This is a genomic window from Gordonia sp. J1A, assembly GCF_055393515.1.
The window spans coordinates 1,819,865-1,838,724 of record NZ_AP041607.1 but is presented as its reverse complement, the minus strand read 5'-3'; the positions used below and the strand labels follow the sequence as shown (position 1 = coordinate 1,838,724).

19 protein-coding genes are annotated in these 18,860 nt (G+C 69.0%); 15 read left to right on the top strand and 4 right to left on the bottom strand.

The window, feature by feature from the left end; translation table 11 throughout:
- Window positions 1-7 precede the first annotated feature (7 nt).
- Together ACZ5QD_RS08605 and rpmB are read right to left on the bottom strand one after the other, a co-directional pair.
- Window positions 8-799: an enoyl-CoA hydratase/isomerase family protein gene (locus ACZ5QD_RS08605; protein WP_006895963.1), complete on the bottom strand. Its 792-nt coding sequence runs from the start codon at window positions 797-799 to the stop codon at window positions 8-10.
- 141 nt (window positions 800-940) lie between these two features.
- A complete protein-coding gene (rpmB, locus tag ACZ5QD_RS08600) occupies window positions 941-1,132 on the bottom strand; it encodes a 50S ribosomal protein L28 (protein ID WP_006895964.1) in 192 nt (63 codons plus the stop codon).
- Between the two features lie 316 nt (window positions 1,133-1,448).
- On the opposite strand from rpmB, the gene ACZ5QD_RS08595 reads away from it, so the two are divergent.
- From ACZ5QD_RS08595 to ACZ5QD_RS08575, 5 genes are all read left to right on the top strand, one after another.
- Window positions 1,449-3,104 carry a DAK2 domain-containing protein gene (locus ACZ5QD_RS08595; RefSeq protein ID WP_039867245.1) on the top strand — a complete coding sequence of 552 codons (1,656 nt, stop codon included), beginning with the start codon at window positions 1,449-1,451 and terminating at the stop codon, window positions 3,102-3,104.
- Window positions 3,104-5,374, top strand: coding sequence for an ATP-dependent DNA helicase RecG (gene recG / locus ACZ5QD_RS08590; protein WP_412475733.1), 2,271 nt, complete (start codon window positions 3,104-3,106; stop codon window positions 5,372-5,374). The genes ACZ5QD_RS08595 and recG overlap by 1 nt, the downstream gene beginning before the upstream one ends.
- Before the next feature lie 310 nt (window positions 5,375-5,684).
- Window positions 5,685-6,113 carry a CBS domain-containing protein gene (locus ACZ5QD_RS08585; RefSeq protein ID WP_062367024.1) on the top strand — a complete coding sequence of 143 codons (429 nt, stop codon included), beginning with the start codon at window positions 5,685-5,687 and terminating at the stop codon, window positions 6,111-6,113.
- A 70-nt stretch (window positions 6,114-6,183) separates the two neighbouring features.
- A complete protein-coding gene (locus ACZ5QD_RS08580) occupies window positions 6,184-6,951 on the top strand; it encodes an HNH endonuclease family protein (protein WP_006895968.1) in 768 nt (255 codons plus the stop codon).
- 15 nt (window positions 6,952-6,966) lie between these two features.
- The gene (locus ACZ5QD_RS08575; protein WP_280512903.1) at window positions 6,967-7,368 is read left to right on the top strand and encodes an NUDIX hydrolase; all 402 of its coding nucleotides are present in this window, start codon (window positions 6,967-6,969) and stop codon (window positions 7,366-7,368) included.
- Between the two features lie 404 nt (window positions 7,369-7,772).
- Here the strand turns inward: ACZ5QD_RS08575 and ACZ5QD_RS08570 are convergent, their stop codons facing one another.
- Window positions 7,773-8,387: a DUF305 domain-containing protein gene (locus ACZ5QD_RS08570; RefSeq protein ID WP_006895970.1), complete on the bottom strand. Its 615-nt coding sequence runs from the start codon at window positions 8,385-8,387 to the stop codon at window positions 7,773-7,775.
- A gap of 165 nt (window positions 8,388-8,552) precedes the next feature.
- On the opposite strand from ACZ5QD_RS08570, the gene ACZ5QD_RS08565 reads away from it, so the two are divergent.
- The 10 genes from ACZ5QD_RS08565 to ACZ5QD_RS08520 all read left to right on the top strand — a co-directional run bounded on the left by ACZ5QD_RS08565 (window position 8,553) and on the right by ACZ5QD_RS08520 (window position 17,640).
- Complete coding sequence (locus ACZ5QD_RS08565; protein ID WP_039867249.1) at window positions 8,553-9,242, top strand: response regulator transcription factor; 690 nt, start codon at window positions 8,553-8,555, stop codon at window positions 9,240-9,242.
- Window positions 9,239-10,348 carry a sensor histidine kinase gene (locus tag ACZ5QD_RS08560; RefSeq protein WP_464367223.1) on the top strand — a complete coding sequence of 370 codons (1,110 nt, stop codon included), beginning with the start codon at window positions 9,239-9,241 and terminating at the stop codon, window positions 10,346-10,348. Before ACZ5QD_RS08565 ends, ACZ5QD_RS08560 begins: the two co-directional genes overlap by 4 nt.
- A gap of 26 nt (window positions 10,349-10,374) precedes the next feature.
- On the top strand, window positions 10,375-11,664 hold the full coding sequence (locus ACZ5QD_RS08555; RefSeq protein ID WP_375003914.1) for a glutamate-5-semialdehyde dehydrogenase: 1,290 nt from the start codon (window positions 10,375-10,377) through the stop codon (window positions 11,662-11,664).
- The gene (locus tag ACZ5QD_RS08550) at window positions 11,661-12,590 is read left to right on the top strand and encodes an AAA family ATPase (RefSeq protein ID WP_045539011.1); all 930 of its coding nucleotides are present in this window, start codon (window positions 11,661-11,663) and stop codon (window positions 12,588-12,590) included. Before ACZ5QD_RS08555 ends, ACZ5QD_RS08550 begins: the two co-directional genes overlap by 4 nt.
- A 34-nt stretch (window positions 12,591-12,624) precedes the next feature.
- Window positions 12,625-14,028 (top strand): vWA domain-containing protein, encoded by a 1,404-nt coding sequence (locus ACZ5QD_RS08545; RefSeq protein WP_006895975.1) that lies wholly within the window; start codon window positions 12,625-12,627, stop codon window positions 14,026-14,028.
- A 212-nt stretch (window positions 14,029-14,240) separates the two neighbouring features.
- Entirely contained in the window at window positions 14,241-14,894 is a 654-nt protein-coding gene (gene nadD / locus ACZ5QD_RS08540; protein ID WP_006895976.1) for a nicotinate-nucleotide adenylyltransferase, read from the top strand.
- The gene (gene rsfS, locus ACZ5QD_RS08535; protein WP_062366934.1) at window positions 14,891-15,322 is read left to right on the top strand and encodes a ribosome silencing factor; all 432 of its coding nucleotides are present in this window, start codon (window positions 14,891-14,893) and stop codon (window positions 15,320-15,322) included. Before nadD ends, rsfS begins: the two co-directional genes overlap by 4 nt.
- Window positions 15,319-16,032 carry a histidine phosphatase family protein gene (locus ACZ5QD_RS08530; RefSeq protein WP_006895978.1) on the top strand — a complete coding sequence of 238 codons (714 nt, stop codon included), beginning with the start codon at window positions 15,319-15,321 and terminating at the stop codon, window positions 16,030-16,032. Before rsfS ends, ACZ5QD_RS08530 begins: the two co-directional genes overlap by 4 nt.
- Window positions 16,033-16,038: 6 nt before the next feature.
- Window positions 16,039-16,749 carry a diglucosylglycerate octanoyltransferase gene (gene octT / locus ACZ5QD_RS08525; protein WP_006895979.1) on the top strand — a complete coding sequence of 237 codons (711 nt, stop codon included), beginning with the start codon at window positions 16,039-16,041 and terminating at the stop codon, window positions 16,747-16,749.
- A gap of 42 nt (window positions 16,750-16,791) precedes the next feature.
- Complete coding sequence (locus ACZ5QD_RS08520) at window positions 16,792-17,640, top strand: DegV family protein (RefSeq protein WP_464367222.1); 849 nt, start codon at window positions 16,792-16,794, stop codon at window positions 17,638-17,640.
- Here the strand turns inward: ACZ5QD_RS08520 and ACZ5QD_RS08515 are convergent, their stop codons facing one another.
- A complete protein-coding gene (locus tag ACZ5QD_RS08515; protein WP_045540213.1) occupies window positions 17,641-18,834 on the bottom strand; it encodes an FAD-dependent monooxygenase in 1,194 nt (397 codons plus the stop codon).
- Window positions 18,835-18,860: the final 26 nt, after the last annotated feature.

Below are 18,860 nucleotides of genomic sequence, written 5' to 3'. Positions count from 1 at the left end.
GGTCGGACTACCGGCGGGCGGCGGCGTAGTCCGGCGCGCGCTTGGCGACGAAGGCGTCGACTCCCTCGACGCCCTCGGGCGTGGATCCGAGGGCTGCGATCGAGGCCGACTCCGCGGTGAGCTGATCGCCGAGGGTGCTGGTGGCGCTGTGGTGCAGCAGACGGCGGATCGCGCGGTAGGAGCCGCGCGGTCCGGAGGCGAGCCCGGCCGCGACGTCGTGGGCGGTCTGCTCGACGGAAGCGTCGTCGACGATCTCCGACAGGATGCCGAGGTCCAGCGCGCGGTCGGCGTCCAGGATCTGGTCGGTCATGATGATGTGCCGTGCGCGGGCCGCGCCCACGACGCGGGGGAGCAGCCATGACATGCCGCCGTCGGGCGACAGTCCGATTCCGGGATAGGCGGGACGCATCTTGGTGGCGCGACCGCCGATCGCGATGTCCGCGTGCAGAACGAGGCTCATGCCTGCGCCGGCGGCCCAGCCCTTCACCGCGGCGACCACCGGAAGCTCCGTCTCGTAGAGGAACTCGATCGTCGAATGCAGATCGTCGGCCAGGCCCCGCAGGTAGTCGCTGCGGTCGTCGGCCGCCGCGAACGCCGCGACATTGCCACCCGCGCAGAAGTTCTTGCCAGCACCGCGGAGCAGCACCGCACCCGCCTCGAGCTTTCCCCGGGTGACGGCGCGCAGCGCCTCGCGTGACTCCAGGACCAGAGCGTGATCGAGAGCGGTTCCCGCATCGCCGGTCGAGATGGTGAGGTTCAGAACGCCGTCGTCGTCGACGCGGATCAGATCAGAGGCCATGGCGAGTACTCTACGGAACGCTCGTCGCCGGCCGGTCCGGGTGGTTGCCGTCCGCGCCGGACAGGTGCACTCGGCGACTCCGGAGACGACGAAATCGCCGCCCGGCACTGCCGGACGGCGATCTCCTCACGCGTGGTGCGCTCAGGCCTTGACGGTCTTGCCCGCCTTGAGGCACGAGGTGCACACGTTCTTGCGCTTCTTGTTGCCCGGGGCGACCTCGACGCGCACAGACTGGATGTTCGGGTTCCAGCGGCGGTTGGTGCGCCGATGCGAGTGCGAGACCGACTTGCCGAAGCCGGGGCCCTTGCCACAAACGTCACAAACGGCAGCCATGATCGAACTCCCTTGGTAGAAAACTTGGGTCAGTGGTCAGCCGATAGCGGGCGCTGCGGTGCGCGCCGCGACGATCGGCAACCCGAATAGAATAACCGCGCAGACCTCGGGTGTCCAAATCGGCGCCGGAACGCGAGAGTCCCGGCGACCTCGGCGAGGGGCCCGGACCAGACGCCGCGACAGTACCTGTCCGAGTGTCGGGGGCGGGCGGTAACCTCGGGGCACATTCGAGGTTCACCGGCGGTTCGGCGACCGCGCACGAGGATCGCGACGGGCCGGCGGAGAGCGACGGGAAGGCGGGGTGGTCGTGCGGTTGATGACCGGAGACAGCAGTACCGCGGTCAATCCTCAGCTCATCAGGGACTGGGCACGTGCCTGCGCCGACGGCCTCGAGGCTCTGCGTCCGGAGATCAACGACCTCAACGTCTTCCCGATCCCCGATTCGGACACCGGAAGCAACATGGCGCAGACGATGACCGGCGCGCTCGCGGTCCTCGACGACCTCGACGGCGCGGCCGATCTGCCCGCGGTGACCCGCACTCTCGCGGAGGCGGCCGTCGGATGCGCTCGCGGCAACTCCGGCGTCATTCTCTCGCAGGTCCTGGTCGGGATCGCCGACGCGGTCGATCTCGCGATGGCCGAGAACGACCACAGTTTCAATCGACTGTGCAAGAACGGGCTGCGCCTCGGCGCCCTCGCGGCCCGGCGTGCCGTCAGCGAGCCGAGGGAGGGAACTGTTCTCACTCTGCTGCAGGTCGCGGCGGATTCGGCTGCGGCCAATGTCGCCGGATCACCGGCGGATCTGGCGCGCGCGGTGGCCGACGACTGCGCCGAAGCACTCGAGCACACGCCCGAGCAGATGCCCGAACTCGCGAGCGCGGGTGTGGTGGACGCCGGTGCACGAGGCTTCCTGGCGATGGCCGACGCGCTCGTGCTGGTCGTCACCGGCGTCGCCAACAAGCGCCGCGCCTACCGCGGCATCCTCACCTCGAGTGTGCACGGTACGGGCCACGAGACCGGAGAGTGCGGCGGTGCCGGCGACACCGACTTCGAGGTGATGTATCTGCTCGACGGCGCCGAAGGAGCGCAGATCGGCGGGCTCCGCGACCGGCTCGGACAACTCGGCGACTCGGTCGTGATCGTCGGCGACAGCTCCGCCGACGGCGAGCGGTTCTCCGTGCATGTGCACACCGACGACCCCGGGGCCGCGGTTGAAGCCGGGATCGAACTGGGTCGGCTCACCGACATCCGGATCAGCTGCTTCGCGCTCGACGCCATCCGTGCCGCGCCGGGGGCCAACGAGCCGCCGCCGCGGTTCAAACGGGCCGTCGTCGTCCTGGTCACCGGCGACGGCGCCGAACAACTCTTCGCCGAGGCGGGAGCGGCAGTGGTCCGGGCCGATCACGGCGTCCATCCGGCGACGCTCTCGAAGGCGATCCGCGCGACCGACAGCGCCCACGTCATCGTGATGGGGAACGGGATGATGTCCTCGCAGGATCTGGTACAGGTGGGCGCGCAGGCGCGTTCGCCCCAACGGTCGGTGGTCTTCCTGCCGACGCTGTCGATGGTGCAGTGCCTGTCCGCCCTGGCCGTGCACGATCCGGTCGAAGAGCCCGACGTGGACGCCTTCGCCATGGCCGAGGCGGCCGCGAACACGCGCTGGGGCTCATTGATGCACTCCAACACCAAGATGATGACTCTCGCAGGCACCTGCGAGATCGGCGACACCCTCGGACTCATCGGCTCCGATGTGCTGGTCATCGCACCCGAGCAGCGGCAGGCGGCCACCGCGCTGCTCGATCTGATGCTCGCGACCGGCGGCGAGCTGGTGACCGGGCTCGCGGGCCGCGACCTTGACGAACGGACGCGGGAGGCTATTGCCGAGCATCTGCACGCGCACTACCCGGGCATCGAACTGGCGCTGTACGAGACCGGACAGTCGTCGCACCTGTTGCAGGTCGGCGTCGAATGATGCTGACCGCCGCCTCGCCGCTGACCGACTCGTCGGTGGACCCGGCGCTGCTGAAGAAACTGGCCGGACTGGAACTGACCACGGTCGGTGAACTGCTCCGCTACGTGCCGCGCCGGTACCTGCGGCGCGGTCATCTGTCGGAGTCCGAGCGCCCGGAGGCGGGCGAGTGGATCACTGTGATCGGGCGCATCAAGAAGGCGCAGATGATCCAGATGAAGCGCAGGTACGGACAGTTCCTCAAGATCGTGGTCAACGACGGCCGCGCCGACTACGAGGCGAGCTTCTTCAACGCCCGATGGATCCAGAAGGTGCTGCGACCGGGTACCCGTGTCGCGCTCGCCGGCACCGTGAAGCTCTTCCGCGACCAGATCCAGCTGTCGCATCCGGACTGGATGGTGCTGCCCGAGGACGACGGCATCGACGTCGTGGGGAACGCCGCCATGATCGGCGAGTTGGCCGCCGAGGAAGCAGAGTCGGAGGGCAAGGGCTCGCATGGATCCACCGCGTCGCCCGACGACGTCGCGAACTTCTCGCGCGACATCATCCCGATGTATCCGGCCACCAAAGACGTTCAGACCTGGGAGATCTGGCGTGCGGTGCGGCAGGTGCTGGCGGACACGGTGCCCGCCGAGGACCCGCTCACGGAGGCGCAGCGCGCCGAACGCGGTCTGATCACGGCCGACGAGGCGATCAGCCGCATCCACCTGCCCGACAGCCTCGACGACATCGAGGCCGCACGCGCTCGGCTGAAGTTCGACGAAGCGCTCGCCGTGCAGACCGAGCTCGCCCGCAGGCGTTTGAGCGCGGTCTCGGAGTCGGCGCGCTCGTGCCCGCACGTTCCCGGCGGCCTGGAGGATCGGCTCCTGGAACGGTTGCCGTTCGAACTCACCGGCGGCCAGCGCGACGTTCTCGCGGAGATCGGCGAGGACCTCGCCGGCGAGCACCCGATGAGCAGGCTGCTGCAGGGCGAGGTCGGTTCCGGCAAGACCCTCGTCTCTCTGCTCGCGATGCTCCGAGTGGTCGACAACGGCCACCAGTGCGCGATCCTCGCACCCACCGAGGTCCTCGCCGCCCAGCACTACCGCACCGTGATGACGATGCTCGGAGACCTCGCGCGAGCGGGTGAACTGGGCGCCGCCGACGGTGCGACCCGCGTCGGACTGCTGACCGGATCGCTCGGGACCGCGGCCAAACGCCAGACGCTGCTCGACGCGGTCACCGGGGAGGCGGGCATCGTCATCGGCACGCACGCACTGCTGGAAGAACATGTGGAGTTCTTCGATCTCGGGATGGTCGTGGTCGACGAACAGCACCGCTTCGGTGTCGAACAGCGCGACGTCCTGCGGTCCAAGGGTCGCGACGAGACCCGGCCGCACTTCCTGGTGATGACGGCGACTCCGATTCCCCGCACCGTCGCGATGATCACCTTCGGTGATCTCGAGACGTCGGTGATGACCGAACTGCCGCGAGGCCGGCAGCCCATCGCCACCAGCGTGGTGCCGATGCGCAACCAGAAGTGGGTGGACCGGGTCTGGGCACGGGCCAATGAGGAGATCGACGCCGGCCGACAGGTGTATGTGGTGTGCACCAAGATCGGCGACGAACAGACCAACGTGAAGAAGTCGAAGAAGGCCGCCAAGGATCAGGAGCCCGACGACGACACCGTCTCCGTGCTGGACCTCGCCGAACAGTTGGAGGCGGGACCGCTCGCGGGCCGCCGCATCGGCATCCTGCACGGTCGGCTGCCCGCCGACGAGAAGAACGACGTCATGGACGGCTTCACCCGCGGAGACGTGGACGTGCTGGTCGCGACCACCGTGATCGAGGTCGGCGTCGACGTCCCGAACGCCACCATGATGGCGATCGTCAATGCCGAACGGTTCGGCGTGAGCCAGTTGCACCAGCTCCGCGGTCGCGTGGGACGCGGTCGTCATGCCGGGCTGTGCCTGCTGATGACGACGGCGAGCGACGTGGGGCCGTCGATGGAGCGTCTCCGTGCTGTCGAGGCCAGCAACGACGGCTTCGAGCTCGCCCGCGTCGACCTCGCACAGCGACGCGAGGGAGACATCCTCGGATCGTTGCAGTCGGGCGGCAAGAGTTCGTTGAGCTTCCTCTCGCTGCTCGACGACACCGAGGTCATCGCGGATGCCCGCGACCTCGCGGAGCAGATCGTGCTCGACGATCCGGATCTGGTGGCGCACCAACCACTCGCCGATCTCGTGCATTCAATCCTGCTGCCCTCCCGCGCCGAGTACCTCGACAAGTCGTGACCGTCTCGCCCGCTGGTCGAGCGGCTCCCGCCCGCGCTGGTTGAGCGGCTCCCGCCCGCGCTGGTCGAGCGGCTCCCCTCCCGCTGGTTGAGCGGCTCCCCTCCCGCGCTGGTTGAGCGGCTCCCCTCCCGCTGGTTGAGCGAGCGCAGCGAGTCGAAACCACCGCATCCCCGGGCTGGGAACCCCGTCGCGCCCGTACCCGCTCGTCAACCGGCGCGGGAGCGGTGCGACAGGGTCTGGTCTTTCGGCGAGTTTTGGCGGACCCTGGAGATGTCGAATTCAGCTCACCGAACGGGTGGAGGACGGCGAAATGCGGATTTCCCAGATCCTGAGCAAGAAGGGCAGCGGAGTGATCACCGTGGGCGCCGCATCCACGGTGCGCAGTCTGCTGGCGACGCTCGACGAGTGGAACATCGGGGCGGTGGTGGTGATCGACGAGGGCGGTGCACTCGCCGGCATCGTCTCCGAACGCGACGTGGTTCGCAGGCTGCATTCGGGCGGCGCGGACATCCTCGACGGTCCGGTGGGCCGGATCATGACTCCCATCGTGCACACCTGCTCTCCCGGCGACGAGATCGAGGGCCTGCGGGAGACGATGACCGAACACCGCGTCCGTCACCTCCCGGTCCTCGACGACGGGGCGCTGGTCGGGATCATCAGTATCGGGGACGTGGTCAAGAGCGCGATCGATGAGCTGGAGACCGAGCGTGAACATCTGGTGCGCTATATCCAGCACTGAGCGCGTGCGCTACATCCAGCGCTGAGCGCGTGTCGCGGAACCGCGACCGTCGCGGCTGCGTCTAAGGAGCATGGGGCGTCTTCTCGGCCTGCCGCGTGCGGCCGCTCAGCGATGGCGGTGGAGTCGGTCGCGGCGCAGACCCGGGCGGATTCGGCTCACCGTCCGGCAGTGGACGATCGTCGTGGTCTTCGCGGTCACGTCCGCAGTGGTCGCGGTCGGGGCAGGTCTTCCGCACACGCCTTCGAAGGTGCCGGCGGCTGCCGTTGTACGGGCGCGCGCCGCGTTGTCTGCGCTTCCCGTCCTCGGCCGACGGCCGCCTCACGACTCGTCGTACGACCGGGACGCCTTCGGTCCGGCGTGGACAGACGATGCGGCGGTGCGGGGCGGCGGCAATGCCTGCGACACCCGCAACGACATCCTCGCCCGCGACCTCGTGGTTTCGGCGCGAACCGGTACGTCGTCGTGCCCGAGTGCTGTCGCCTCAGGCACGCTGACCAGCCCGTACACCGGCCGGACGATCGGATTCCAGCGCGGTCGCGGTTCGGCGGCAGTGCAGATCGATCACATCGTTCCGCTCTCTTACGCCTGGGACCTGGGGGCGTCGAGGTGGCCGGCGCCGCGCCGATGGTCGTTCGCCAACGACCCGGCGAACCTCGTCGCGGTGGACGGTGCCAGCAACCAGGCGAAGTCGGATGCTGAACCGGCTCGCTGGATGCCGCCGCTGCGTGCCTTTCACTGCCAGTACGCGGTCCAGTTCGTGGCCGTCCTCACCGCGTACGGACTCCCGATCGACGTTCCGTCGAGAGATATCCTCGGTGCGGTCCTGAGGTCGTGCTGAGCGGGTGGGAGAACAGTGGATCGTCGAATCGTGGTGAGCGCCGTGGTGATGCGCGACCGGGTGGGCCGCGTGCTCGTAGTGCGCAAACGCGGGTCGTCGCTGTTCATGTTCCCCGGCGGAAAGCTCGATCCGGGGGAGAGTTTCGCGTCAGCCGCGGTACGCGAGGCGCGGGAGGAACTCGGAGTGCACCTGGATGAGAGTTCACTGCGTGCTCTCGGCACGTTCGAAGCCGACGCCGCGAACGAACCCGGTCACGTCGTCGTCGCGGAGGTCTTCGAGCACCCTGTGGTCGGCGTTCCCGCGGCGAGTGCGGAGATCGCCGAGATCGCGTGGGTCGAGCCCACCGACCGGAGCCGAGCCGACATCGCACCGCTGTTGCGCGACGCGGTGTTCCCCGTCTTGTCGCCCGTCGATTAAAGGGTCGAGCGACTCCTCTCGGCTTGGCTGTCGGTGCGGTGATTTCGACTCGCTGCGCTCGCTCAATAAGCCTGGGGAGGGCGCTCTGCGGTGGGCTGAACTCTCGTCCTCGCTCAATAAGCCTGGGGAGGGTGCGCTCGGCGGCGGGCTGAACTCTGGTGCTCGGTGGTTGAGCGAGCGGATGTTGTGCTCGCCTCATTAGGCCTGGGGAGGGTGTGCTCGGCGGTGGGTCGAACTCTCGTGCTCGGTGGTTGAGCGAGCGGAGCGAGTCGAAACCGGGGGTGGGGGATTTCGACTCGCTGCGCTCGCTCAATGAGCCTGGGGATGCTGCGCTCGCTCAATGAGCCTGGGAATGCTGCATGAGCCTGGGAGCGCTGCGTTCACTCAATGACCCTGGGGGTGACTCACAAGCCCTTCAGCATCGCCTTCATCTCATCGATCTCGGACTGCTGGGAGTCGGCGATGTCGCGGGCCATCTCGACCGCGTCGGTGTTCTTGCCGTCGGCGATCTCCTCCTTGGCCATGTCGACCGCGCCCTCGTGATGCTCGATCATCTGCGTGAGGAAGAGCCGGGCGGCGTCGGTGCCCTGTGCGGCGCGCAGCTGAGCGATCTGGTCCTCGGACAGCATGCCGTCCATCTCGTGGTCCATCGACGAATGCGTCGGCTCGTTCCATGCCGTGAGCCAGGACTTGAGCTTGTCGATCTCCGGCCCCTGCGCGTCCTTGATCCGCTTGGCCAGGGCCGTGACATTGCCCGGGACACCCGGCTTGGCGAGAATGATGTCGCTCATCACCAGTGCCTGTTCGTGGTGCGGGAGCATCATCTGAGCGAACATCACGTCGGCTTCGTTGTGTTCGGTGCCGGCGGACGCCTGCGACGAATGCGGAGCCTCGTGCGAGGCCGACATGCTCGACATGTCGTGGGTGGCGTCCGAGGCCTCCTCGTTCGGGCTGCACGCGGCGGCGCCGACGATGACAGCTGCGGCGGCGATCGTGGTGGCGGCGAGTCGGGTTCTCACGATGAGCGTTCCTTCCGTGGTGGTCTCGAGCCAGTCTGCCGCACGGACTCGCCTCGTTCGATGACCCTTCTGTGAAGGTTTGCTCAAGCTCCGGACCGTCGGCACCCGGGTAGATGAGATCCCGGCCGGATTCCGGTCAAGATGGAGGCCATGTCGGCACGGGCGATGGTGGTGGAGGACGAGGCGGCGATCGCGGCGCTGGTGGCGTCGTACCTGGAGCGGGACGGGTTCGAGGTCACAGTGACCGGCGACGGGGGCGAGGCGGTGGCCCGCGCGCGAAGTGTGGACCCCGACGTGGTGGTCCTCGATCTGGGGTTGCCCGGACTCGACGGTGTGGAGGTGTGCCGCCGGCTGCGCACCTTCTCCGACGCCTACGTGGTGATGCTGACCGCACGCGCCGACGAGGTCGACACGCTGGTGGGGCTGTCGATCGGGGCGGACGACTACGTGACCAAACCGTTCAGTCCGCGCGAGCTGTCGGCACGGATCCAGGCGCGGATGAGGCGTCCTCGCAACGGTTTCGCCGGAGCGGCGGCGGGCCGGTCGGGCACGGTCCGCGTGGTCGGTGACCTGTCCATCGACGTTCCCGGCCGAGAGGTGCGGGTGGCAGGCGCGCCGGTCCATCTGACCCGCACCGAGTTCGATGTTCTCGAGGTGCTCTCGTCGGCCCCCGGAACGGTGTTCTCGCGCAGTCGTCTCATCGACGCCGTATGGGGCCCGGAATGGGTCGGCGACGACCACCTCGTCGACGTCCACATCGGCCACGTGCGACGCAAGCTCGGCGACGACGCGGCCCACGGACGATATGTGCGCACCGTTCGCGGCGTCGGCTATCGAATGGGCACCGGGCGATGACCGCGACCGGTCGGCCGAGCCGGTTCGCGGTCGGCACCGGACTGATGCTCGTGATGGCGGCGGTGGTGGTCGCCACCACCGCGTGCGCACTGATGATCGCGTGGCTCGTCGCTCCGGGGATCTTCCGTGAGCATCTGCGTCAAGCGGGAATCGACCGCGATTCGAGCGAGGCGATGCACGTCGAACGCGCCTTCGCCGCTGCCGTGGGTGTGTCGTGGGGACTGGCCGCCGTGATCGCCACGGTGTCCGCGCTCGCGGTGAGCTGGTACCTCGCCGGACGCGCGCACCGGACCGTCACGGCGGTGGCGGCGTCGACCGCCCGGATCGCGGACGGCGGATACGACGTGCGGGTGCACGGCGGCGGAATGGGACGGGAGTTCGACGCGCTCGCCGCAGCGGTGAACCGGCTCGCCGCACGGCTGGCGGAGACCGAGGCGACGCGCCGCCGGATGCTCTCGGACCTCGCCCACGAGATGCGCACCCCGCTCGCCACCATCGACTCGTATCTCGAAGCCGTCGAGGACGGTGTCCGGCGGCCGGACGCCGACACGATGGACATCCTGCATGCGGCGACCGGCCGGCTGCGCCGTCTCGCCGAGGACGTGACCGCGGTGTCGCAGGCGCAGGAGGGCGTGCTGTCGGTGATGCCGGTGCGGACCACCGATCGTGAACTCGCGGAGTCGGCGGCCGCCGCGGCGGGGGAGGCGTATGCGGCGAAGGGAGTGACGCTGCGGGTGGAGGCGCATGCGGCGACAGCCGTCCGCGCCGACCCCGCACGGATCGGCCAAGTCCTGGGAAATCTGCTGGCCAACGCGTTGCGGCACACTCCTGACGGTGGCGCGGTGACGCTGCGGACGCGCTGTGCCGATCCGGACGCCGTCATCGAGGTCGCCGACACCGGCGACGGTATCGCCTCCGACCATCTCTCCCACGTCTTCGACCGGTTCTATCGTGCTGACACCGCCCGCGATCGGGACCACGGTGGCAGCGGGATCGGGCTCACCATCGCGCGGGCTCTGGTCGAACAGCACGGCGGCAGCCTGTCGGCGGCGAGCGACGGGCCCGGCAGGGGAGCGACGTTCACCGTGCGGCTGCCGCGGGTGTGACCGGCCGTCGCGGCTACCCTGGAGTCATGAGTGCACCCACCGCCGATTCGGTCGACGCGACCGCCGGCGTGACGGCAGACGTCACGGCCGCGGTCACCGAACTCGCCACCGCCGCCAAGAAGGCCGCCCGCACGCTCGGGCCACTGACGACCGCGCAGAAGAACGCCGTGCTGCTGGCGGCCGCCGATGCAATCGACTCGGCAGCCGAGGACGTTCTCGCAGCCAATGCCGACGATGTGCGTCGCGCCGAGGAAGCAGGCACCGAGGCGTCGCTGGTCGACCGACTGCGTCTGACCCCGGAGCGCGTGGCGGGCATCACCGGCGGCCTGCGCCAGGTGGCGGCGCTGCCCGATCCGATCGGCGAGGTACTGGCCGGGAAGACCCTGCCCAACGGTCTCGAACTGCGTCAGGTGCGGGTGCCGCTGGGCGTGGTCGGATTCGTGTACGAGGCCCGCCCCAACGTCACGGTCGACGGCTTCGGCATCTCCTTCAAATCCGGAAACGCGGTCCTGCTGCGCGGGTCGTCGTCGGCCGCGGCGTCCAACGCGGCGCTGGTGGAGGTGCTGCGCGGAGTGCTGCGCGACCACCAGATCGACCCGAACGCGGTGTCGTTGCTGCCGAGCGAGAGCCGCGAGAGCGTCACCGCGCTGATCCAGGCGCGCGGATTGGTGGACGTGGTGATCCCGCGCGGCGGTGCCGGACTGATCAACGCGATCGTCGAGAACGCCAAGGTCCCGACCATCGAGACCGGAACCGGCAACTGCCACATCTTCGTCCACCGGGATGCCGATGTCGACGTCGCGACCCGGATCGTGCTCAACGCCAAGACCCGTCGGCCCAGCGTCTGCAACACGGTCGAGACCGTGTTGCTCGACCGCGAGATCGCCGACCGAGCATTGGTTCCGATCACCTCTGCGCTGCAGGCTCAGGGAGTGGTGATCCACGGTGAGGAACCCGGAATGGAACCCGCCACGGAGGACGACTGGCACCGCGAATACCTCTCGCTCGACATCGCGCTCAAGGTGGTCGACGGCATCGACGCCGCGATCGAGCACATCGCGGCGTACGGCACCGGTCACACCGAAGCGATCATCACCGGAAGTCTCTCGGCGGCAAACGAGTTCACCTCGCGCGTCGACGCGGCCGCTGTCATGGTCAACGCGTCCACGGCGTTCACCGACGGCGAGCAGTTCGGCTTCGGCGCCGAGATCGGCATCTCGACGCAGAAGCTCCATGCGCGTGGGCCGATGGGGCTTCCGGAACTCACCTCGACCAAATGGCTGGTGTGGGGCGACGGACAGATCCGTCCCGCATGAGCGCGGCGGAGAACCTCGGCGGTCCCACCGTGCGTGACGACGTGCGGCCCGCGTTCACCGGGGTCGACGACGTCCGGTCACGGCTCAAGCAGACCGGCTATCTGGCCGACGACGCGACGTCCACCACGGCCTTCCTCGCCGACCGGCTCGGAAAGCCGCTGTTGGTGGAGGGCCCCGCGGGTGTCGGCAAGACGGAGCTGGCCCGCGCGCTGGCGCAGGCGACCGGTTCGGAGCTGGTCAGGCTGCAGTGCTATGAGGGCATCGACGAGGCCCGGGCGCTGTACGAGTGGAATCACGCCAAGCAGATCCTCGCGATCCAGGCGGCGGGTCATCGGGACTGGGATGCGACGAAGGGGGACATCTTCTCCGAGGAGTTCCTCCTCGCACGGCCGCTGCTGACGGCGATCTCGCGGACCGAGCCCACGGTGCTGCTGATCGATGAGATCGACAAGGCCGACGTGGACATCGAGGGTCTGCTGCTCGAGGTGCTCAGCGACTTCGCGATCACGATTCCGGAGATGGGGACGGTGACCGCGGTCCGCCGTCCGATCGTGCTCCTGACGTCGAATGCGAATCGCGAACTGTCGGAGGCGCTCAAGCGCCGCTGCCTGTACCTGTACATCGACTTCCCGGACGCACAACTCGAACGGGAGATCCTCGCCTCCCGCGTGCCGGAGCTGCCTGCCCGGTTGGCGGAGGAGATCGTGCGGATCGTCGGGGTGCTGCGGACCCTCGACATCAAGAAGAAGCCGTCGGTGGCGGAGACCATCGACTGGGGCAACACCCTCCTGGCGATGACCGCAGGCGCCGACGTCGCGTCGGGCCGGATCGACGACTCACTGGTGGCGCGGACCCTGGGAGTGGTGCTCAAACACCGCCCGGATGTGAAGACCGCACTGCGCGAACTCAAACTCGGTGACAGATGAGCGGTGGGATGTCACTGATGGGATCACGCAGTCGATGACGGAGCCGCTCGTCGACACCCTGACCGGTTTCGTGGACGACCTGCGCAGCCGCGGCATCACGGTGGGGCCGTCGAGTCTGATCGACGCGGGGCAGGCGATGAGCGTGCTCGATCTGCTCGACCGCGACTCGCTTCGGGAAGGGCTCGCTGCGACGCTGCTGGGCGACCACACTCACCGCGACACCTTCGATCTGTGTTTCGAGCTGTGGTTCCCGCTCGGCTCGGCGGCGCGGCGGTCGGCCATGGAGGTTCCGCGCGACGCGGACGGCAACGTCGACGTGCAGGCCCTGCGGGAGCTGACCGCGGATGTGCTCGCCGATGCCGAGGCGATGAGCGACGGCCGGTTCGACCAGCTGGTCGCGATGATCGTCGGCGAGGTGGGACAGTACGAGTCCGCGCGCGGTGAGGCGTACTCGACCTATCAGGCGATGACGGCGATCTCGCCGCAGACGTTGATCGCCCGTATCGCGGCGGCGATGGCCGGCGGGGAGCCGACGGAGTCGGGCGGGCGGCCTGGCACGGATCCGATGAGCCGTCGCGCGGCTCGGGACGCGACCGAACGGCTGCGGGACGCGGTGACGACCGAGACGCAGCGCCGCATGGCCGAGGTGCGCGGGCGCGACGCCGTCGGCCAGTACGCGGTGCCGAAGCTGCCGGAGATGATCGACTTCTTCTCGGCCAATCCGCAGGATCTGGCCAAGATGCGGCGCACGATCGCACCGATCGCGCGCTTGCTGGCCGCGAAGCTCGAGTTCCGGCGCAGGCGCAACCATCACGGCCAGGTGGACGTGCGGGCCACGCTGCGAGCCTCGATGTCGACCGGCGGCGTGCCGATCGAGCTGCGCCGCCGCAAGCCGCGGCCCGGCAAACCCGAACTGGTCGTGATCTGCGACGTCTCCGGTTCGGTCGCGGGGTTCAGTCAGTTCACGCTGCAACTGGTGTACGCCCTTCGCCAGCAGTTCTCCCATGTGCGGGTGTTCGCCTTCGTCGACACGGTCGACGAGGTCACCGAGTTCTTCGACCGCGGCAGCGGTGACGAGCAGTTCGGCGAGCGGATGCACCGCATGCTGACCGAGGCCTCGATCAGCACGCGCGACGGCCACTCCGACTACGGTCACATGCTCAAGGGGTTCAACGCCCGCTACGGTGATTCGCTCACGCACAAGAGCGCGCTGCTGATTCTGGGCGATGCGCGCAACAACTTCCGCCCGACGCACGCCGACGCCCTCGCCGCGATGCGCGACCGTGTCCGCAACGCCTACTGGCTCAACCCGGAACGCCGGTCGTCGTGGGACTCCGGCGACTCGGACGCCGGCAAGTATGCAGAGGTGATCGAGATGTTCGAGTGCCGCAACGCCGACCAACTGTCGAGAGTGATCGCCGACCTGCTCCCGGTCTGACACTCCCGCACGTCCTTCCCCAGGCCTGCTGAGCGACCCTTCCCAGGCCGGCTGAGCGCCCCTTCTGCACGCTGGTTGAGCGACCGTTCCCCAGGCTTGTTTGAGCGACTCTTCCCAGGCCTGTTGAGCGAGCGGAGCGAGTCGAAACCCTCCCGACCCCGCACCCCGGCCCGCGACCGCCGCCCGAACCGCTCCCGGTAGACTCAACCGGCATGTCACAGGCCGCACGCGCGCCCCGCCGGATCGGCGTGATGGGCGGGACGTTCGATCCGATCCACAACGGGCACCTCGTCGCGGGCAGCGAAGTGGCCCACCGCTTCGGACTCGACGAGGTGGTCTTCGTCCCGACGGGCCGACCGTGGCAGAAGGAGGGCGACCACGCGCCCGACCCGTCGCGGCTGGTCTCGCCCGCCGAGCACCGGTACCTGATGACTGTCATCGCCACCGCCTCCAACCCGCGGTTCACGGTGAGTCGGGTGGACGTGGATCGCGAAGGCGTGACGTATACCGTCGACACCCTCCGCGACCTCCGGAAGACCTATCCGGACGACGAGCTGTACTTCATCACCGGTGCGGACGCCTTGGAGACGATTCTCTCCTGGCATGATTGGGAAGACCTCTTCGAGCTCGCGAACTTCATCGGAGTCTCGCGACCCGGATACGAACTGAATGCCACACATCTGATGGAGCATCTGGCGGCCAAACCGGCCGATGCCCTGCAGATGCTGGAGATCCCCGCGCTGGCGATCTCCTCGACCGATTGCCGTGCACGCGCCGCCGCGGGACGCCCGGTCTGGTACCTGGTACCGGACGGAGTGGTCCAGTACATCGCCAAGCACGGTTTGTACCGAAAGGACCTCGCGTGACCGCTTCTCCCGAAGCCCGCCAGATGGTGACGATCGCGGCTCTGGCCGCCGCCGACAAGGTGGCGACCGACATCGTCGCCCTCGACGTCTCCGACACGCTCGTCATCACCGACGCCTTCTTCATCGCGTCTGCGGACAACGAACGGCAGGTTAACTCGATCGTCGAAGAGATCGAGGACAAGCTGCGCGAAGCCGGATACAAGGCGTTGCGCCGGGAGGGGACGCGTGAGGGCCGTTGGGCGCTGCTCGACTACGGCGATCTCGTCGTGCACGTCCAGCACGACGACGAGCGCGACTTCTACGGGCTCGAACGGCTCTGGAAGGACTGCCCGGCGATCGAGATCGACGGCATCGAGCCGCCGTCGCGCGATCGCGCCGCCGACGACGACGGCGAACCCTCCGGCGCAGAATCCGCGACGGGCGAATGAGAAGTGAACCCGACGCCGGCGACACCAGTGTCGAACGGCTGACTCCGATCGTCCGCAGGCTGATCCTGCTGCGCCACGGACAGACCGAGTACAACGCGGGACGGCGGATGCAGGGTCAACTCGACACCGAGCTGTCGCCGGTCGGGGTGGCGCAGGCGGCTGTCGCCGGCCGGGCCCTCGCCACTCGTGGACCCCGGCTGATCCGCTCCTCCGACCTGCGCCGCGCCTACGACACGGCGCTCGCGCTGGCCGCGGTGACCGGCCAGGAGGTGGAGACCGACGTCCGGTTGCGGGAGACGCATCTGGGCGACTGGCAGGGTATGACCCACACCGAGGTGGACACCGTCGCGCCCGGTGCGCGCAGGCACTGGCGCGACGACGCCCACTGGGCGCCGCCGAACGGTGAGTCACGCGTCGAGGTGGCGGGCAGGTCGGTCCCGGTGGTCACCGAACTCGTCGACCGTCTCGACGACTGGGGGCAGGGCGAGAACGCCGAGGCGCCGGTGGTTCTGGTGGCGCACGGCGGGGTGATCGCCGCGCTGACCGCGGGTCTGCTCGGGCTGCCGGTGGAGAACTGGCCCATTTTCGGAGGCCTCGCCAACACCAGCTGGGTGCAGTTGTCCGGCCACGCCCTGCCGGGTGAGGAACCGGTGTGGCGTCTGGACGTCTGGAACGCCTCCGCGGAGTCGGCCGAGAGCACGGTGCAGTAGACCGCTATGGGTTCGATCATGGTGCTGGGCGACTCCCTGTCCTTCTACGGAGCCACTGGAGGGCTCGCCGCCGACGATCCGCGGATCTGGCCCAACCTGGTGGGTGCGGACACCGGCCGCGACGTCGAACTCTTCGCGCGTATCGGCTGGACCAGCCGCGACATCTGGTGGGCGATCACGCAGGACCCGCGGGTGTGGGCCGCGGTGCCGGAAGCCGAGGTCCTCGTGCTGGCGTTCGGCGGGATGGACTCGCTGCCGTCGCCGCTGCCGACCGCGCTGCGCGAGCAGATCCGATACGTGCGGCCGGCGAAGCTACGCCAGGCGGTGCGCGGCGCCTACGGCTGGCTGCAGCCCCGGTTGTCGCCGATCGGCTGGCCCATGGCCATTCCGCCGGCGGAGACCGCACGCTACTTCGAAAAGATCCGGGGTGCGCTCGCGCACCTGCGTCCGGATCTGCCGGTCGTCGTCGCGCTGCCTCCGACCCACGACAGCCCGTACTACGGAAACGTCCACCCGGGCCGGATCCCGACCACGGCCGCGATCAGCGAGTGGGCGCGACGCCACCGACTGCCGACCGTGGACTTCTATCCGGTGACGGCGGAGGCGTTCGCCGACCCGGCGGTCGAGATGAACCCGGACGGCATCCACTGGGGATTCGAGGCCCACCGACGGATCGCCGCGCTCATGACGCCCGCGGTCCGCGCCGTTCTCGGCTGACTCACCGTCGAATCACCCAAACCGACCGGCTACCGTGTAGGGGTGCCAGTCGTCGTCGTCACCGATTCGTCCTCGCGGTTGCCCGCGACACTCCTCGACGAGCACAGGATCGGCCAGGTGCCGCTGTACTTGCACACCGAGGACGGTGCCCAGTACGCCGAAGGCGTCGACGAGATCCCGCCCGACGTCATCGGCTCCCAGAAGGTCACCACGTCCGGTGCCAACCTCGGCGATCTCAAGCGCGCGTACGCGCAGGCGTGGGAGGCCAGCGAGGGCGACGGGGTGGTGGCCGTGCACATCTCGCGCAGGCTGTCGGGCACGTGGGGCGCCGCGCGTCTGGCGGCGGACCAGACCGACGGTGAGGTCCGCGTCGTCGACTCGCGCTCGGTCGGGATCTCGCTCGGCCTGACGACGATGGCCGCGGTTCAGGCGGCCGAGAACGGCGCGTCTCGGGACGAGGTGTACGAGGCCGCGGTCCGGGCGGCCGCGACGGCCGAATCACTGCTCTGCGTGCAGGGGCTGGACAATCTGCGGCGCAGCGGCCGGATCAGCGCCGCCGGACACCTGCTCGGTTCGGCGTTGGCGATCAAGCCGATCCTGCACATGTCCGACGGGCTCCTGACGCTGCGCGAACGGCATCGCACGTCCACCAAGGCGGTCGCGAAGATGCTCGACGCCGCCGTGGAACTCGCGGGCGACGACGCCGTGACAGTCGGGATCCAGCATTGTCAGAACCCCGACCTGGCGACCGAGGTGCTCGCGCAGCTCAGCAGGCGGCTGGAGAACATCACCTCCACCATCGTCGTCGATCTCGGCGCCGTGCTCGGCAGCCACGTGGGGCCGGGGGCGGTCGGCATCAGCCTCGGACACGGACTCGGACCCCTGCGCTGATCACGCGCCGTAGTCGGGCAGATCGATGCCGTCGGCCTTGGCGAACTGGCCGGCGAGCAACGACCGCATCGGCCACTTGTTCATCGACCAGTAGGAGAAGCGGCTCAGGGCGACGGCCGCACGGCTCGACGGCGCGTATCCTGATGCGCCGCCGGGCGGCAGCTGCTGAGTACGCGCGATGAACGGCCGCATCACCGCCTGGTACTCGGTGAGCGCGGGCGCGACCTCGCCGCCGGAACGCCCGAGCTCACCGGCCAGGACGTATGCCCCGACCAGAGCCAGGGTGGTGCCCAGACCCGTCAGCGGTGTCGGGCAGTAACCGGCGTCGCCGACCAGCGCCACCCGCCCGGAGGCGAAACGCTCCATCCGCACCTGAGCGAGATCGGCGTACGCCCAGTCGGTCGCCGAGCGCATCTGCTCGAGCAATCGGGGCGCCACCCATCCGACGCCGTCGAACGCTTCCTCGAGCATGCGCCACTGGCTCTCGCGGTCGTGCAGCGGCTCCGGGTCGCTTCCGCGGACGGCGAGCGAGGCCTTGACCGTCCCGTCGACGCGTGACGGGCGGGCCGACACCACTCGGCCGCCGCGGCTGTTGTGCATCAGATACCAGCCGTCGAGCGGCTGATCGATGGTCGCCGTGAACCAGGCGTACCGCAGCCCGATCGGCCGCAGATGGCGGTCGTCGGGGCCGAAGGCGGCGCGGCGCACCGCGGACCTCAGCCCGTCGGCACCGACGACCAGGTCGAACGAGCGGTCTGGGGCGCGCTCGAAGGAGACGGTCACCGAGCCGGTGTGCTGTTCGATGGCGCGTACCGAGTCGTCCCACAGGTACTCGACGGACTCCGGCACGGCCCCGACGAGCACCTCGGCGAGATCGCCGCGCAGGATCTCGTGAGTCGAGACGATGCCGTTGCCGCCGAAGGCTTCCACGGGCAGTTCGCTGCGTCGTCGGCCGCGGGCGTCGACCGTCGCGATCCCGCGCTGGTCGAGCAGTCGTGCGTCGGTGGCCGGCGTCAGTCCCATTCGGTCGATCACGGTCCGTCCTGCCCCGCGCAGATCGACGGTCTGGCCGCCGGGGCGGAGCCGGGGAGCCCGTTCGACCACGGTGACCCGGTGCCCCTGCCGGGCCAGGAGCAGAGCGGATGCGGGGCCGGCGATCGATGCGCCGCTGATGAGGATCTCCAACTTCTTCATGGTGCGACCGTACGCCGTATCGAGTG

Coding starts and splice junctions, on each gene's coding strand:
- ACZ5QD_RS08555 (WP_375003914.1), top strand. CDS start 10,375: ATGAGTGCACCCACCGCCGATTCGGTCGACGCGACCGCCGGCGTGACG.
- ACZ5QD_RS08595 (WP_039867245.1), top strand. CDS start 1,449: ATGACCGGAGACAGCAGTACCGCGGTCAATCCTCAGCTCATCAGGGAC.
- ACZ5QD_RS08585 (WP_062367024.1), top strand. CDS start 5,685: ATGCGGATTTCCCAGATCCTGAGCAAGAAGGGCAGCGGAGTGATCACC.
- recG (WP_412475733.1), top strand. CDS start 3,104: ATGCTGACCGCCGCCTCGCCGCTGACCGACTCGTCGGTGGACCCGGCG.
- ACZ5QD_RS08605 (WP_006895963.1), bottom strand. CDS start 799: ATGGCCTCTGATCTGATCCGCGTCGACGACGACGGCGTTCTGAACCTC.
- ACZ5QD_RS08530 (WP_006895978.1), top strand. CDS start 15,319: ATGAGAAGTGAACCCGACGCCGGCGACACCAGTGTCGAACGGCTGACT.
- ACZ5QD_RS08565 (WP_039867249.1), top strand. CDS start 8,553: ATGGTGGTGGAGGACGAGGCGGCGATCGCGGCGCTGGTGGCGTCGTAC.
- octT (WP_006895979.1), top strand. CDS start 16,039: ATGGGTTCGATCATGGTGCTGGGCGACTCCCTGTCCTTCTACGGAGCC.
- ACZ5QD_RS08550 (WP_045539011.1), top strand. CDS start 11,661: ATGAGCGCGGCGGAGAACCTCGGCGGTCCCACCGTGCGTGACGACGTG.
- ACZ5QD_RS08515 (WP_045540213.1), bottom strand. CDS start 18,834: ATGAAGAAGTTGGAGATCCTCATCAGCGGCGCATCGATCGCCGGCCCC.
- ACZ5QD_RS08545 (WP_006895975.1), top strand. CDS start 12,625: ATGACGGAGCCGCTCGTCGACACCCTGACCGGTTTCGTGGACGACCTG.
- nadD (WP_006895976.1), top strand. CDS start 14,241: ATGTCACAGGCCGCACGCGCGCCCCGCCGGATCGGCGTGATGGGCGGG.
- ACZ5QD_RS08560 (WP_464367223.1), top strand. CDS start 9,239: ATGACCGCGACCGGTCGGCCGAGCCGGTTCGCGGTCGGCACCGGACTG.
- ACZ5QD_RS08580 (WP_006895968.1), top strand. CDS start 6,184: ATGGGGCGTCTTCTCGGCCTGCCGCGTGCGGCCGCTCAGCGATGGCGG.
- rpmB (WP_006895964.1), bottom strand. CDS start 1,132: ATGGCTGCCGTTTGTGACGTTTGTGGCAAGGGCCCCGGCTTCGGCAAG.